11 protein-coding genes are annotated in these 15070 nt (G+C 71.8%); 4 read left to right on the top strand and 7 right to left on the bottom strand.

Going from position 1 to position 15070, the window contains the following annotated elements; all coding sequences use genetic code 11:
* Positions 1-226 precede the first annotated feature (226 nt).
* A complete protein-coding gene (gene secA / locus ACIPXC_RS21330) occupies positions 227-3022 on the bottom strand; it encodes a preprotein translocase subunit SecA (RefSeq protein WP_401620424.1) in 2796 nt (931 codons plus the stop codon).
* 239 nt (positions 3023-3261) lie between these two features.
* Between secA and ACIPXC_RS21325 the strand changes: the two genes are divergently transcribed.
* On the top strand, positions 3262-3837 hold the full coding sequence (locus tag ACIPXC_RS21325; protein ID WP_401620420.1) for a GNAT family N-acetyltransferase: 576 nt from the start codon (positions 3262-3264) through the stop codon (positions 3835-3837).
* 48 nt (positions 3838-3885) lie between these two features.
* Positions 3886-5067, top strand: a complete 1182-nt coding sequence (locus ACIPXC_RS21320) for a winged helix-turn-helix domain-containing protein (RefSeq protein ID WP_401620417.1) — start codon at positions 3886-3888, stop codon at positions 5065-5067.
* A 92-nt stretch (positions 5068-5159) separates the two neighbouring features.
* Here ACIPXC_RS21320 and ACIPXC_RS21315 read toward each other — a convergent pair whose 3' ends face one another.
* The 6 genes from ACIPXC_RS21315 to mtrA form a co-directional block, all read right to left on the bottom strand.
* Positions 5160-5912 carry a response regulator gene (locus ACIPXC_RS21315; protein ID WP_401620414.1) on the bottom strand — a complete coding sequence of 251 codons (753 nt, stop codon included), beginning with the start codon at positions 5910-5912 and terminating at the stop codon, positions 5160-5162.
* A gap of 190 nt (positions 5913-6102) precedes the next feature.
* Positions 6103-6798, bottom strand: a complete 696-nt coding sequence (gene hpf / locus ACIPXC_RS21310; RefSeq protein WP_401620412.1) for a ribosome hibernation-promoting factor, HPF/YfiA family — start codon at positions 6796-6798, stop codon at positions 6103-6105.
* 330 nt (positions 6799-7128) lie between these two features.
* The gene (locus tag ACIPXC_RS21305) at positions 7129-7896 is read right to left on the bottom strand and encodes a ComF family protein (RefSeq protein WP_401620409.1); all 768 of its coding nucleotides are present in this window, start codon (positions 7894-7896) and stop codon (positions 7129-7131) included.
* 71 nt (positions 7897-7967) lie between these two features.
* Positions 7968-9845, bottom strand: coding sequence for an LpqB family beta-propeller domain-containing protein (locus ACIPXC_RS21300; protein ID WP_401620406.1), 1878 nt, complete (start codon positions 9843-9845; stop codon positions 7968-7970).
* Positions 9835-11697, bottom strand: a complete 1863-nt coding sequence (mtrB, locus tag ACIPXC_RS21295; RefSeq protein ID WP_401620642.1) for an MtrAB system histidine kinase MtrB — start codon at positions 11695-11697, stop codon at positions 9835-9837. The genes ACIPXC_RS21300 and mtrB overlap by 11 nt, the downstream gene beginning before the upstream one ends.
* 88 nt (positions 11698-11785) lie before the next feature.
* A complete protein-coding gene (mtrA, locus tag ACIPXC_RS21290; protein ID WP_200904315.1) occupies positions 11786-12475 on the bottom strand; it encodes a two-component system response regulator MtrA in 690 nt (229 codons plus the stop codon).
* Positions 12476-12709: 234 nt separating this feature from the next.
* Here mtrA and ACIPXC_RS21285 point away from each other — a divergent pair, with 234 nt between their 5' ends.
* Both ACIPXC_RS21285 and ACIPXC_RS21280 read left to right on the top strand, forming a co-directional pair.
* On the top strand, positions 12710-13918 hold the full coding sequence (locus ACIPXC_RS21285; protein ID WP_401620402.1) for a glycerophosphoryl diester phosphodiesterase membrane domain-containing protein: 1209 nt from the start codon (positions 12710-12712) through the stop codon (positions 13916-13918).
* 10 nt (positions 13919-13928) lie between these two features.
* Positions 13929-14606 carry a DUF4129 domain-containing protein gene (locus ACIPXC_RS21280; protein ID WP_401620400.1) on the top strand — a complete coding sequence of 226 codons (678 nt, stop codon included), beginning with the start codon at positions 13929-13931 and terminating at the stop codon, positions 14604-14606.
* Positions 14607-15070 lie beyond the last annotated feature (464 nt).

Here is a 15070-nt window from a genome sequence, read left to right as displayed (position 1 = left end):
CCAGCGATCGAGGCGCGGGCCCGGGGGCAGCGCCGCCTATCCAGCCCCGCCGGCGTTTGAGGCGCGGGGGCCCGGGGGCAGCGCCCCCGCAACGGCGCCGCACCCGGCAGAGCACCGGCACCGGCAGCGCACGGGCACCGAACCGCCACCCCCGCGGGAGCGAAACGGCCGGGGCCGGACACCCGACGGTGTCCGGCCCCGGCCGACCGCTCAACCCGGCGGCGGGTTACTTCTTGCGGCGACGCCCGCCCGCGGCCTTCTGCGCCTTGCGGCGCTCGGCCCGCGTCATCCCGTCGCCGGCCGCGTCGCTCTCGAAGTCGCCCTCGATCACGCCGCCCTCGCCGTCGACCGTCGGCGCGGAGAAGTGCAGCCGGTCCGGACGCTGCGGCGCGTCCAGCCCCTTCGCCCGGATCTCCGGGCGGGCGGCCACGGCCGTCGGCTCCTTCGTCAGCGACGGCGCCGCGTCCTGCACCGGAAGCTCCTCGACCTGCTGCTCGACCTGGACCTCCAGGTTGAACAGGTAGCCGACGGACTCCTCCTTGATGCCCTCCTGCATGGCGTTGAACATGTCGAAGCCCTCGCGCTGGTACTCGACCAGCGGGTCCTTCTGGGCCATGGCCCGCAGGCCGATGCCCTCCTGCAGGTAGTCCATCTCGTACAGGTGCTCGCGCCACTTGCGGTCCAGCACCGACAGGACCACACGCCGCTCCAGCTCGCGCATGATCTCGGAGCCCAGGGCCTTCTCGCGGGCCTCGTACTGCTCGTGGATGTCGTCCTTGACGGACTCCGCGATGAACTCGGCGGTGATGCCGGCCCGGTCGCCCGCGGCGTCCTCCAGCTCCTCGATGGTGACCTTCACCGGGTAGAGCTGCCGGAACGCGCTCCACAGGCGCTCCAGGTCCCATTCCTCGGCGAAGCCCTCGACCGTCTCGGCCGCGATGTACGCGTCGATGGTGTCGTCCATCATGTGGTGCACCTGCTCCTGGAGGTCCTCGCCCTCCAGAACGCGACGGCGCTCCCGGTAGATGACCTCGCGCTGGTTGTTGAGCACCTCGTCGTACTTCAGGACGTTCTTGCGCGTCTCGAAGTTCTGGGTCTCGACCTGCGACTGGGCCGACGCGATCGCGCGCGTCACCATCTTGTTCTCGATCGGGACGTCGTCCGGAACGTTCGCCATCGCCATGACGCGCTCCACCATCTGCGCCTTGAACAGACGCATCAGGTCGTCGCCCAGCGACAGGTAGAAGCGGGACTCGCCCGGGTCGCCCTGACGACCGGAACGACCGCGCAGCTGGTTGTCGATACGGCGCGACTCGTGCCGCTCGGTGCCCAGCACGTACAGCCCGCCGAGCCCCTTGACCTCCTCGAACTCCGTCTTCACGGCGGCCTCGGCACGGGTGAGCGCCGCGGGGAGGGCGTGCGCCCACTCCTCGATGTGCTCCTCCGGGTCCAGGCCCTGCTGGCGCAGCTCGGCCTCGGCGAGGTCGTCCGGGTTGCCGCCGAGCTTGATGTCGGTACCGCGGCCGGCCATGTTCGTGGCGACGGTGACGGCGCCGCGTCGGCCGGCCTGGGCGACGATCGTGGCCTCGCGCTCGTGGTGCTTGGCGTTGAGGACCTCGTGCGGGATGCCGCGCTTGGAGAGCTGCTGGGAGAGGTACTCGGACTTCTCGACCGACGTCGTACCGACGAGGATCGGCTGGCCCTTCTCGTGCTTCTCCGCGATGTCGTCGACGACGGCGTTGAACTTGGCGACCTCGGTACGGTAGATCAGGTCGGCCTGGTCCACGCGCTGCATCGGCCGGTTCGTCGGGATCGGGACGACACCGAGCTTGTAGATCTGGTGGAACTCGGCGGCCTCGGTCATGGCCGTACCGGTCATGCCCGAGAGCTTCGAGTACAGGCGGAAGAAGTTCTGCAGGGTGATCGTGGCGAGGGTCTGGTTCTCGTCCTTGATGTCCACCCCTTCCTTCGCCTCGATCGCCTGGTGCATGCCCTCGTTGTAGCGGCGGCCGGCGAGGATACGGCCGGTGTGCTCGTCGACGATCATGACTTCGCCGTCGATGACGACGTAGTCCTTGTCCTTCTTGAACAGTTCCTTCGCCTTGATGGCGTTGTTCAGGTAGCCGACGAGCGGCGTGTTCACCGACTCGTAGAGGTTCTCGATGCCGAGCCAGTCCTCGACCTTGGCGACGCCGGCCTCGTGGATGCCGACGGTGCGCTTCTTCTCGTCGACCTCGTAGTCGCCGGTCTCCTCGATGCCCTTGAGCGGCTGGCCGGCCTCGCCCTTGGTCAGGCGGGTCACCAGCTTCGCGAAGTCCGCGTACCACTTCGTGGCCTGGTCCGCGGGACCGGAGATGATCAGCGGGGTGCGGGCCTCGTCGACGAGGATCGAGTCGACCTCGTCGACCACGGCGAAGTTGTGGCCGCGCTGGACGAGCTCGTCCTGCGACCACGCCATGTTGTCGCGCAGGTAGTCGAAGCCGAACTCGTTGTTCGTGCCGTAGGTGATGTCGCAGTTGTACTGCTCGCGCCGCTGCGCCGGCGACATGTTCGCCAGGATGCAGCCGATGGACAGGCCGAGGAACTTGTGGACGCGGCCCATCATCTCGGAGTCGCGCTCGGCCAGGTAGTCGTTCACCGTGATCAGGTGGACGCCCTTGCCGGACAGCGCGTTCAGGTACGCGGGCAGCGTGCCGACGAGGGTCTTGCCCTCACCGGTCTTCATCTCGGCGACGTACCCGAGGTGCAGCGCCGCGCCGCCCATGATCTGGACGTCGTAGTGGCGCTGGCCGAGGACGCGCTTGGCCGCCTCACGGACGGTGGCGAAGGCCTCGGGCAGCAGGTCGTCCAGGCTCTCACCGTCCTGGTAGCGCTGCTTGTACTCGTCCGTGAGCGCCCGCAACTCGGCGTCGGAGAGGTTGACGAAGTCCTCTTCGATGGAGTTGACCTGGTCCGCGATGCGGTGCAGTTTGCGCAGGATCTTGCCTTCGCCTGCACGCATGAGCTTGTTGAAGACGGACACTGAGGCTGGTCTCCTTGCCGGTCGGGCCTGGGCACTGTACGTACACGGGCACGGCAGGTGGGCCCCACCGCAACGGCCATCGTAAGCGAGGACGCGGTCGCGTCGGGAGGTCCGCCGTTCCCATGAGGGCACGGGTGCCCGGATTGAGAACGTACGGGGGACGCCGAAGGTGCCGCATCACCCGGAGGGATTCCCGAAAAGTGTTCGCCCCTGCGCGGCGGCGGCAGCAGAATCCGCGCATGGAGCCCACCACGCTGACCACCGAACGCCTCGTGCTCAGGCCCTTCGCCCCCGAGGACGCCCCCGAGGTGTACGCCGCCTGCCAGGACCCCGGGATCCAGCGCTGGAACGAGGTCCCCTCCCCCTACGGGCACGCGCACGCGGACACCTGGGTCAACAAGACCGTGCCGGCCGGCTGGCGCGAGGACAGCGCGTACAGCTTCGCGGTCCGGCTCGGGGCGCAGGGGCCGCTGGTGGCGGCCCTGGGCGTGCACCCGCGCGGCGAGGCCGTGTTCGAGATCGGCTTCTGGGCGGTGAAGGAGCACCGGGGCCGGGGCTACGTCACCGAGGCGGTCGGCGCCGCCGCCCGCTGGGCCTTCACCGAGCTCGGCGCCGGACGCCTGGAGTGGCGGGCCGACCTCGGCAACGCCGCCTCCCGGGCCGTCGCGGAGAAGGCCGGCTTCCGGCTGGAGGGGATCCTGCGCGCGGCGATCTCCCACCGCGGCACCCTGCGCGACTGCCGGGTCGGCGCCCTGCTCCCCTCCGATCTCGGCCTGCCCTCGCACCTGCCGTACCTGCCGTCACCCACGCCCTGACGTCCTGGCCGGGCCCCGCTGTCAGTGGCACCGCCTACGCTTCGGCGCATGACCAGCCTGCCGCCGCCGACCGTGTCCCTGTCCGCCGACGAGGCCCGCCGGATCGCCCTGCGCGCGCAGGGCTTCCTCGGAGCCCCCGACCGGCGCGGCGGGGTCCGCGGGGTCCTGCGCCACCTGGGCGCCGTCCAGCTCGACACCATCTCGGTGCTGGCCCGCTCGCACGAGCTGATCCCGTACGCCCGGCTCGGCGCGGTCGGCCGGGACACGGTGGAGAAGGCCTACTGGACCGAGCGGCACGCCTTTGAGTACTGGTCGCACGCGGCGTGCATCCTGCCCATCGAGGAATGGCCGCATTTCGCCTTCCGCCGCCGGGCCAACCGGGCGCGCGGCCACCGCTGGCACATCCTCCGGGACAAGCAGCAGTCGACACGGGCGGTCCTGGACCGGCTGAGGACGGACGGCCCGCTGACCTCCACCGAGCTGGGCGGCGCCAAGAACGGCGGCGAGTGGTTCGAGTGGTCCGAGACCAAGATCGCCGTGGAGTGGCTCCTCGACACCGGCGAGGTGGTGTGCAGCGAGCGCCGCGGCTGGAAGCGGGTCTACGACCTCCCCGAGCGGGCCGTGCCCGACGCGCTGCTCCACGACGACCTGGACGACCGCGAGTGCCTGCGCCGCCTGGTCGCCCTGGCCGGCCGGTCCCTCGGCGTCGGCACCCGCGCCGACATCGCGGACTACCACCGGCTCAAGGGGGAGCAGTTCGACGCGGTCGTCGAGGACTCGGGGCTGGTGCCGGTGGAGGTGGAGGGCTGGGCCAAGCCCGCGTGGGCGGATCCGTCGGCCCTTGCGACGGCTCCGAAGGGCCGCCACCGCACGACGCTGCTGTCCCCCTTCGACTCCCTGGTCTGGGACCGTCCGCGCACGGAGCGGATCTTCGGCTTCACCCACCGCCTGGAGGCGTACGTCCCCAAGCCCAAGCGGATACACGGGTACTTCGCGATGCCGCTGCTGGCGGGCGGGCGGCTCCAGGGCCGCGTCGACCCGGCCCGCGAGGGCCGCACGCTGGTCGCCCGGCAGCTCTCCCTGGTCTCTCCCGCGGCTGCGGCCCCGATGGCGCGGGCCCTGCGGGAGGCGGCGCAGTGGGTCGGCTGTGACGCGGTCCGCGTGGAGCGCGCGCAGACCGCCGCCGAGGCGGCGGCGGTGACGGCCGAACTGGCGGCGCTGGACGACTGACCGGACCTCCGTGACCCCGTGACCCCGTGACCCCGTGACCCCGTGACCCCGTGACCCCGCGAGCCTACGGGCCGCGGCCCGCGTGCGACGGCTCAGCGGATCTCCAGGATCTTCTCCCGCATCGCGTAGACCACGGCCTCCATCCTGGAGTGCAGCTGGAGCTTCTCCAGGATGTTGCGGACGTGGTTCTTCACGGTGTTCTCGGAGATGAACAACTCCTTCGCGATGTCGCGGTTGTTCATGCCGGTGGCCACCAGCTTGAGGACTTCGAGCTCGCGGTCCGTCAGCCTCGGGGCGGGCACCAGCCGCCGCTCGTCGGTCCGCTGGATCATCGACTTGAACTCGGTGAGGAGCTTCGAGGCCATCGACGGGCTGATCTGCGACTGGCCGTCGGCCACCGCCCGGATCGCCGTGGCCACCTCGTCCGTGGAGATCTCCTTCAGCAGGTACCCGGTCGCGCCCGCCTTGATCGCGTCGTAGAGGTCCGCCTCCTCGTCGCTGATCGTCAGCATGATGATCTTCGCGGAGGGGGCCACCTCCTTGATCGAGGTGCAGGCCTCGATGCCGCCGCGCCGGGGCATCCGCACGTCCATGAGCACGATGTCCGGCAGCAGGTCGGCCGCCTTGTCCACCGCCTCCGCGCCGTCCCCGGCCTCGCCGACGACCTGGATGTCCTCCTCCTGCGCGAGGACGATCTCCAGTCCCCGCCGGAAGAGTGCGTGGTCGTCGACCACGAGCACCCGGATGGGCTCCCCGGCCGGCGCACCGGCGGTCTCGCCCGACGGGTCCGCCCCGCGGCAGGCCGCGCCGTCGTTCGCGCGTACCGGACCGAAGCTGTCCGCCATCGTCCCTCCCCCTGCATGTGCTGAGCTGCCGGGCCAACCGGACACGTTCCGCAGCCGGTTGACTGCCCGCCATGATTCCATGCCCGCACCACGTCGCGCGGGAAGCCGGCGGAGCCACTGGCGCATACCCGTCATGCAGGTGCCCCCGCGAAGACGCCGGAGCGTCCCGCGGGGGCAGCGAACGGTCCGATCAGCCGCCGAGCGCACCACCCGCGCCGCCCCGCGGCTCCTCCGAGCTGGAAGCCCCGTCGGGGTTCACGTGGATGACGCCGTAGTCATAGGCGTGACGCCGGTAGACGACACTGGGCAGCTTCGTCTCGGAGTCGACGAACAGGTAGAAGTCGTGGCCGACCAGCTCCATCTCGTACAGAGCCTGGTCGAGCGACATGGGCGCGGCCGAGTGGGTCTTCTCGCGGACGATGAGCGGGCCCTCGCCCTGCACTTCGATGGATCCGATCCGGGTGATCGGAACGCCGTCCGCCTCCTCCTCGGTGACCACCTGGCCGCTGCCGTTCAGCGACGCGACGCCCGGCACGACGTCGGCGACCTCTGCTGCCGAGAGCCGGCCGTTGCCACGGCGGGTGTAACGCTTGTCGTGCTGCTTGCGCAGCCGGGCCTCCAGCTTGTCCTGGGCGAGGTCCAGCGCCGCGTACGCGTCGGCGGCGGCGGCCTCGGCCCGGATCACCGGGCCCCGCGAACGCAGGGTGATCTCCACGCGGTCGGAACGGTCGGCCTGGCGCGGGTTGTGCTCCTTGGACACCTCGACGTCCAAGCTGATCACCTTGGCGTCGAGCTTCTGGATCCGCTCCGGATTCAGCTTCTCGGCCACGTGCTTGCGGAACCGCTCGGGCACCTCGGTCTTGCGGCCCTTGACGACGATGTCCACGCAGAACTCCGTTCCCGGAGATCTCCGCCCGACGGGGCGAAGCGTCTCCCTTTCGCACCAGACTCCGGTGAAGGCCGGAGCCTCGGACTTGGCGACTTTCACCTCCTCCTCCCCCATCGGCAAGATCTACACCCCACCGACTTCGGAGTCGAGAGAACAGCCTCCTGAGTTCCTTACAACCGAACATATCCCTGTATGACGGTTGTCGGCACCCGCTACTGGCACGTACTTCCAGTCCAGTGGCCGTTCCCTCGTACTACCTGCAACGATGGGCCTTCCCCGCGAGTTCCAAATGTATTCACGGGATTTTCCCCCCGGAGACGTTGCAGGTCACCGCGCCCCTGCCCGGGGAGCCCGCACGAAGGAGTCCGCCGGCGCTGCGACCACCGCTGCCCGCAGCCCGCCTCCGGGCCCCGCCCCCGGCGCCCCTCGCGCCTCTCCCGCCCCGGCTCCCGCCACCAGGCCCGCCGCACGGACCGCCCGTGCCGCCTCGGCCAGCGTCGCCCCCGTCGTGACCACGTCGTCCACGAGCACGATCCGGGCCCCGCGCGTCAGCCGTGCCCCGTCCCGGCGCACCGCCAGCGCCCCCGCGAGGTTCTCCCGGCGCTGCCTCGCCCCCAGCCCCGCCTGGTCGGCCACCGCCCGCCGCAGCCCCAGCACGGGCGCCACCCGCGCGGGAACCCCGGCCCGCCGCAGCCGCCCCGCCGCGGCCAGGGCGATCCTGCGCGCCGGATCGTGCCCGCGCGCCCGGACCTGCCGCCGCGCCGACGGAACCGGCACCAGTGCCACCTCACCCGGCCCGGGCCCCGTCCCCGCCGTCAGGACGGCCGCCGCCAGCGCACCGCCCAGCACCCCGGCCAGCGGGAGCGCCCCGCGCTCCTTGTGGGCCAGCAGAACGGCCCGTACGGCTCCCTCGTAGACGGCGGCCGCCCGTACCACCGGCAGCCCCTCGGGGCGCGGAGACGGCCGCACGGGGCCCGCCGCGCCCCCGCTGAGCGCGCCCCGGCAGTCGTCGCATACCAGCACGCGAACGGCACCGCACCCGGCGCAGTCCACCGGCAGGACCAGCCCGGCGAGCTCCTGCCACCACCCCCGCATGGCTCCACACTGGCGGTCCGGCCACCGCGCCGCCACCCCTGTGGACGGCCGCCCGGCCGCCCGGACGTGCCTCAGCCCGGGTAGACCGGGGACCGGCCGGGCGCGACCGTGCGCCACTGCGCACCCGGCGGCAGCCAGACGATCCCGTCCTCCGAGTACGCCACCACCGGCTTCGGCTTGGACTCGTCCTCCGCCGCCGCCACCGCGACCTCGGACAGCCCCGCGGCCCCCGGCAGGCTCGCCGCAACCATCGAACCGTCCGCGAGCATGTACCGGGCCTGCTGCACCCCGCCCCTCTCCCGGCCCACGACCAGGAGCCGGCCCCGCGGCGCCCAGCTCATCGCCGTCACGTCGGCCATCTGCGGGGCCGCCGCGCGCAGCTCGCGCACCGACACCGCCGAGAGGTCGCCCTGGGCGTCGGGCCGCTCGACCCGCCCGATGTAGAGCATCCTGCTGTTCGCCTTCTCCTCCAGCAGCAGCGCGATCCGCGCCCCGTCGGCGGAGGCCTTCAGCGAGACGATCCGCCGCCCGTCGAGCCCCGCCACCTGCACCCGCTCGGGCCTGCCGGTGCCGCCCGGCACCCGCCACAGCCCCGGGTTCTGCGGATCCCGGTCCGCGACCCACAGGTCTCCCGACGCGTCCCAGCTCGGCGCCGTCAGCGTCTCCGCCTTGCCGCCCCGCCCGATCGGCACCTGCGCCGGCATCGGCCCGCCGCCGACCAGCGGCACGACGTACAGCCCGTGCCCGTCCTCGGAGACCACGGCCGCGCGCTGCTCGTCGTGCGAGACCGCGGCCGAGCTGACCTTGAACACGGGCGCGGTCGCCAGCGGCCCCGGCACCGGTTCGGTACGGGTCTGCTGGTCCTCGCTGCTCACGTCGAGCTTCATCCGGACCAGCCGCTTGTCGTTGTCGACGAAGTACTGGTAGTCGGGGAACTTCGGCCGCTTGGCGATCGCGTCCGCGCTCACCGAGGTCACCGAGCACAGCGAGGTCGTCTTGTCGTCGGAGGAGCGCAGCAGTTCGACCTGGTCTAGCCGTGAGCCCGTCAGATCCTTGACGGTGTAGAGGAGTTGCGTGGCCATCTTCTTGCACTGCGGCTGCGCGACGTTGCCCACCTTGTCGTTGAGCGGCACGCGCAGCGTGTTCTGGCCGTCGTACGAAAGGGACTTGGTGCCCGTGCGCAGTTCCGTACCGGTGGGGAAGCTGGACTCCACGACCGGCGCGAGCCACCGGGACGGCCCGGCGAGCAGGGACTGCACGGTCTGCGTGGTCGGGTCCATCCGCGAATCGGGATCGGTGCGCTGGCGCACGTAGACCGGGTCGGCGACGAGCGAGCCGCCCGCGAAGTAGTACTTGTTCACCGGCATGTAGATGCGCTGGAAGTCCGACTCGCTGAGCACCAGGCCGCTCGGCGGGGTCGAGATCCGCCACTGCCTGTCCTCGTCCTGGACGAGCTGGAGCTGCTCCTCGTAGACCCCGGCCCCGGTCTGCGGCTGGTACGCGCTGTGCTCGTCGACGGTCGCGAGCTTCTTGCCGGTCACCTTCCAGCGGGGCCCCTCGGGGTCCTTCTCGCCCCGCACCGCGACCCGGTTCAGGCCCGAGGAGAGCACGGTGACGGCCGAGCCCGGCTTCCAGGACTTCGCGGCGGCCGGCGTCAGGTACTTGCGGGCGGTCTCCAGCTGCGGGTCGTCGCTGGTCATCGCCTCCAGGAAACCGTCGACGATCTCCGCCGGGGTCGCCTTGTCCGCGGGCGGCACCCCGAACACCCGTACCTGCGAGTCCACGCCCTGCGAGGCCTGTACCGCGCGGATCTCGCCACTGCTGGGCATCGAGGCACAGCCGGCAAGGAGCAGTCCGGCCGTCCCGAAGGCGTACGCGCGCACGGTGCGCAGGCGTCGGCCCCCCACCCGTGCGCTCCCCCACCGCGCGTCCACGGGCTCACCGTCCATCGGCTCGATCCTCCTTCTGTGCCTGTTCGGCCGGGCGCGCCACGACCCGGGCCCCGCTCCCCGGCAGGGCCGTCGGATCGGCGGGCACCGCAAGCCCCCCGGCGACCGGCGGCCGCGGCGGTATCGGCGAGCGGTCCCCCGCATCGGCCTGCGGGCGTTCCGACCCGCTGCCGGAGGCCGCGGCCGCGGCGTCCGCCGCGGCCCTGGCCCGGTTCGCCCGCGAGTCCTCGGGCTCCAGCGGGATGGGCGAGCCCCGCAGCGGCTCGTCGGCGGTGCGCGGCAGCGTCAGCCGGAACTGCGAGCCGCCGCCCGGCTCTCCCCAGGCCTGCAGCCAGCCGCCGTGCAGCCGGGCGTCCTCGACGGCGATGGACAGGCCGAGGCCGGTCCCGCCGGTCGTACGCGCCCGCGCCGGGTCGGCCCGCCAGAAACGGTTGAAGACGCGGGTCGCCTCGCCGGGCTTGAGCCCGACGCCGTAGTCCCGTACCGCGACGGCCACGGCGCCGCCCGCGGACGCCAGCCGGACCACCACGTCACGGCCCTCACCGTGCTCCACGGCGTTCACGACGAGGTTGCGCAGCACGCGCTCGACACGCCGTGCGTCGGCCTCGGCGATCACCGGCTGGGAGTCGCCGAGGACCCGGATCCGGGTGCCCTTGTGCTCCGCGAGCGGCTCCGCCCCGTCGATGACGCGGCGCACCACCTCGCGCAGGTCGATCGGCTCGGCCTCCAGGGCCGCCGCCCCCGCGTCGAAGCGGCTGATCTCCAGCAGGTCCGCGAGGAGCGACTCGAAGCGGTCGAGCTGCCCGGCGAGCAGCTCGGCGGAGCGCGCGGTCACCGGATCGAAGTCGACTCGGGCGTCGTGGATGACGTCGGCGGCCATCCGCACCGTCGTCAGCGGCGTCCGCAGCTCGTGGCTGACGTCCGAGACGAACCGGCGCTGCATCCGGGACAGCTCCTCCAGCTGCTGGATCTTGTTCTGGAGGTTCTGCGCCATCTTGTTGAAGGCCTCGCCCAGGCGGGCGATGTCGTCCTCGCCGGTGACCTTCATCCGTTCCTGGAGCCGTCCCGCCGAGAGCCGCTCGGCAATCCCGGCCGCCATCCGTACGGGACTCACGACCTGGCGCACGACCAGCCAGGCGATACCGCTCAGCAGGACCACGACGAACAGCCCGGCGGTGGCGATGGTGCTCTTGACCAGGTTGAGGGACTCCTCCTCCTGGGTGAGCGGGAAAAGGTAGTACAGGTCGTACGGATCCCCGTTGATGTCCGTCAGCCGCTTGCCGACGACGAGCGCCGGCTCGGGCTGCTTCTGCTCCGCCCCGCTCGTGTAGCGGATCTCGGAGAAGGTCTTGAACGTGCCGGTGGCGTGGTTGACGGCCTGGCGCAGACTGATCGGCACGCTGGCGGTCGGATCCACGTTCCCGGAGGCGCGGGCGCCGCGGACGCCCTGGGCGCCCGGCTGGGGCTGCTCCCCGGTGCCGGCACCGAGCGCGGCCACCTCGAAGGCGGTCTGGCCACCACTGGCCAGCTGTTTGACCAGCGAGTTCATCCACGTACTGGCGTCACGGCCGACCTTGTTGTCGGTCGCGTCGGGCCCGTCCACGGTCGCGGGGGTGTTGGCCTTCTCCTGCGCCACCGCGAAACCGCCCGCGGCCTGGCTCTGCGCGGCCTCCTCCTTCGCGTCCAGGAGCCCCTTGCTGACCTGCGCGATGACGACGAAGCCGAGGGCCAGGACCACCGAGAGCGAGATCAGCAGGGTGGCGGCGACCACCCGCAGCTGGATGTTGCGCCGCCACAGCCGGACAGCCGGAAGCAGCGGCCGGCGTACGAGACGCACGAACAGCCGCAGCATCCTGCCGGCGGGCGCCCCGTCCCGGAGCAGCCTGCCGGTCCACAGGCGGGAACCGCCCCGGACCCTGCCCGAGGTGCCGGACTGCACGTCAGCTGGGTCCGGCCTTGTAGCCGACACCACGCACCGTCACGACGATCTCGGGACGCTCCGGGTCCTTCTCGACCTTGGAGCGCAGACGCTGCACGTGCACGTTGACCAGCCGGGTGTCCGCCGCGTGCCGGTAGCCCCAGACCTGCTCCAGCAGCACCTCACGGGTGAAGACCTGCCAGGGCTTGCGCGCGAGCGCGACCAGCAGGTCGAACTCAAGCGGCGTCAGGGCGATCGAGGCACCGTCACGCTTGACCGAGTGTCCGGCCACGTCGATGACCAGGTCACCGATGGTCAGCTGCTCGGGCGCAGGCTCCTCCGAACGGCGCAGACGGGCCCGGATGCGGGCCACCAGCTCCTTCGGCTTGAACGGCTTGACGATGTAGTCGTCGGCCCCGGACTCCAGGCCCACCACCACGTCCACCGTGTCGCTCTTGGCGGTCAGCATGACGATCGGCACACCGGACTCGGCCCGGATCAGCCTGCACACCTCTATGCCGTCCCGTCCGGGCAGCATGAGATCCAGTAGGACCAGATCGGGCTTCGCCTCCCGGAAGGCAGCAAGTGCCTTGTCACCGTCCGCTACGAACGACGGCTCAAAACCTTCTCCCCGCAGCACAATGCCGAGCATCTCGGCCAGCGCGGTGTCGTCGTCGACGACGAGGACGCGTCCCTTCATGCTTGACATCATCCCATTAGCCAATCGCGACCCGGCGGTGAGCTGTCCCACAGCCAAAAGGGCTGGAAATCGCCCCTCCGACCTGCGTGGAGATCGGCCCGCCCGGCCCGACACCGCTCCGGGCGACAATAAAGGGCACGGGCCACCGGTCGTCCGGGGGGACTGCTGGTCCGTTCGGGGTCCTCACATGGCACGATGGCAGCGACCAGCGCCCCCGCCGCAACAGGTGGATGTGAAGGAGCGACGATGAACGACTCTCCGGGCTGGGCTACGCCCGGATCCTCTCCGTCCGACGGCGATCGGCAGGGCACCCCCGCCGACCGGCCGGCCACCGACGGCGGCGCGCACCGGCCCACCGGCGACTCCAAGTGGTCCGCCGAGCAGCCACCGCCCGGCCAGTGGTCGAGCCCCGGCGCGACACCCCCCGCCGACGCCCCCCGGCCCCCGGCGCAGCCCGCCAACGGCTGGGGACAGCAGCCCGGCGGCCCCGGCGGATGGGGTCACCAGCCGCCCGCCGCCAAGCCCGGAGTCATCCCGCTGCGCCCGCTGGGCCTCGGCGAGATCCTCGACGGCTCGGTCGCCACCATGCGCACGCACTGGCGCTCCGTCGTGCCCATCACCCTGGTCGTGGCCACGGTCATCCAGGTGATCAGCGTGCTCGTGCAGAAGTTCATGCTGAACGACCTGCCCATCAGCTCCACCGGGGACATGACCGCCGAGGAGGTGATCGACAGCCTCGGCAGCTCCCTCGCCGTCTCGGTCGTGAACCAGTTCATCCAGGTCCTCGGGACGATCGTGGTCACCGCGATGCTCACGATGATCTTCAGTCGGGCCATCCTCGGACAGCACTCCTCGGTCTCCACCACCTGGCGCGAGGCCCGCCCCCAGCTGCTGCGCCTGATCGGCCTGACCCTGCTGCTGGCCCTCGGCATCATCCTGCTCGGCGCCGTCCTGGTGCTGCCCGGAGCCCTCGCGGGCAACGCCGGCCTGATCGTCGTCGGCTTCGTCGCCTGGGTGCCCCTCATCATCTGGCTCGGGATCAAGTTCAGCCTGGCCTCCCCCGCCCTGATGCTGGAGAAGAGCACCGTCATCAAGGCCTTCACCCGCTCCTCAAAGCTCGTCCGCGGCGCGTGGTGGCGCGTCTTCGGCATCACGGTCCTCACGGCCCTGATCGCCTTCATGGTCGCGCTGATGGTCTTGGCGTTTTTCCAGATGATCGGCGCCTTCGCCTTCGGCGGCGGCATCTACTCCCTGGCGGACGGCAGCGCCCAGACCGCCTGGGGGCCGCTGATCTTCTTCGGCATCGGCCTGATCATCGCCCAGACGATCATCATGCCCATCCAGTCCGGCGTCACCGTCCTGCTCTACGTCGACCAGCGCATCCGCCGCGAGGGCCTGGACCTGGAACTCGCCCGGGCGGCCGGCATCGAGAACTACGGCACGACCGGAGGCTGACCCACCGATGATGAGCACGGGGGGCCTCATCACCCGCACCGCGGCACTCCTGCCGACCGGGGAGACACCACCGGTGACGACACCGCGTACGCCCGCGCAGGAGGCCGCGGAACGCGAACTGTCCAAGCCGATGTACCACGAGAACGACCCGAACCTGCTCGACCGCGCCCTGCGCGCGTTCTTCGAGTGGCTCGACGACCTGTTCGGCGCCGCCTCCGGGGCGACCCCCGGAGGCGCCGTGGGCCTGCTCGCCGTCCTCCTCCTGCTCGTCCTCGCCGTCGCCGCCCTGTGGTGGCGCCTCGGCTCCCCCCGCCGCACCGCCGCCCCCGCGGGCACCCTCTTCGACGACGGCGTCCGCAGCGCGGCCGACCACCGCACCGCCGCCGACGCCCACGCCACCGCCGGCCGCTGGACGGAAGCCGTCCAGGAACGCATGCGCGCCGTCGTCCGCTCACTGGAGGAGCGCACCCTGCTGGACCCCCGCCCGGGCCGCACCGCCGACGAGGCCGCCGCCGAAGCCGCCGTGTCCCTTCCCGACCACGCCGCCGCCCTCCGCGCCGCCGCCCGCACCTTCGACGACGTCACGTACGGCGGCCGCACCGCCGACGCCGACGCCTACGCCCGCCTGCGCACCCTCGACCTCACCCTGGCCCGCACCAAGCCGCTCCTGACGGGACCCACCGCATGACCGGCCCCACCCCAAACCCCGAAAACGCTCCGGATCGATCCCCGGCTCCCCCTCCCAGCGAGGCCGAAAGCCCCCCGCAGCCCACCACCAAGGCTCCCAGCGAGGCGGGAAGCCTGCCGGAACCCACCACGGGAGGTTCTGGTGGGGCCGAAAGCCTGCCGGAACCCACCACGGAAGGTTCCGGTGGGGCCGAAAGCCTGCCGCAGCCCACCACCGAAGCTCCCAGCGAGGCGGGAAGCCTGCCGGAGCCCACCACCGGACCTCCCGGCAAGGCCGAAAGCCCGCCGGAACCCACCACCGAAGCTCCCAGCGAGGCGGGAAGCCTGCCGGAACCCACCACGGGAGGCTCCGGTGGGGCCGGGAGTGTGTCGGGGCGATCCCCGCAGGGCGCCGAACGCACCACTGCCGCGCTTTCCGGCCCCGAGAACCGTTCGGCGCCCGAGGAGACGCCCCGGCGCGCGCCC

It is taken from the genome of Streptomyces sp. NPDC090021, assembly GCF_044748225.1.
Lineage (GTDB): Bacteria > Actinomycetota > Actinomycetes > Streptomycetales > Streptomycetaceae > Streptomyces.
Note: the sequence above shows the minus strand (reverse complement) of the source record. Positions and strands in the feature narration are given on the sequence as shown.

Excerpts from the sequence above, each read along its gene's own strand:
- ACIPXC_RS21325 (WP_401620420.1), top strand. The coding sequence starts at position 3,262 with ATGGAGCCCACCACGCTGACCACCGAACGCCTCGTGCTCAGGCCCTTC.
- ACIPXC_RS21320 (WP_401620417.1), top strand. The coding sequence starts at position 3,886 with ATGACCAGCCTGCCGCCGCCGACCGTGTCCCTGTCCGCCGACGAGGCC.
- ACIPXC_RS21315 (WP_401620414.1), bottom strand. The coding sequence starts at position 5,912 with ATGGCGGACAGCTTCGGTCCGGTACGCGCGAACGACGGCGCGGCCTGC.
- ACIPXC_RS21305 (WP_401620409.1), bottom strand. The coding sequence starts at position 7,896 with ATGCGGGGGTGGTGGCAGGAGCTCGCCGGGCTGGTCCTGCCGGTGGAC.
- ACIPXC_RS21300 (WP_401620406.1), bottom strand. The coding sequence starts at position 9,845 with ATGGACGGTGAGCCCGTGGACGCGCGGTGGGGGAGCGCACGGGTGGGG.
- mtrB (WP_401620642.1), bottom strand. The coding sequence starts at position 11,697 with ATGCTGCGGCTGTTCGTGCGTCTCGTACGCCGGCCGCTGCTTCCGGCT.
- mtrA (WP_200904315.1), bottom strand. The coding sequence starts at position 12,475 with ATGATGTCAAGCATGAAGGGACGCGTCCTCGTCGTCGACGACGACACC.
- ACIPXC_RS21285 (WP_401620402.1), top strand. The coding sequence starts at position 12,710 with ATGAACGACTCTCCGGGCTGGGCTACGCCCGGATCCTCTCCGTCCGAC.
- ACIPXC_RS21280 (WP_401620400.1), top strand. The coding sequence starts at position 13,929 with ATGAGCACGGGGGGCCTCATCACCCGCACCGCGGCACTCCTGCCGACC.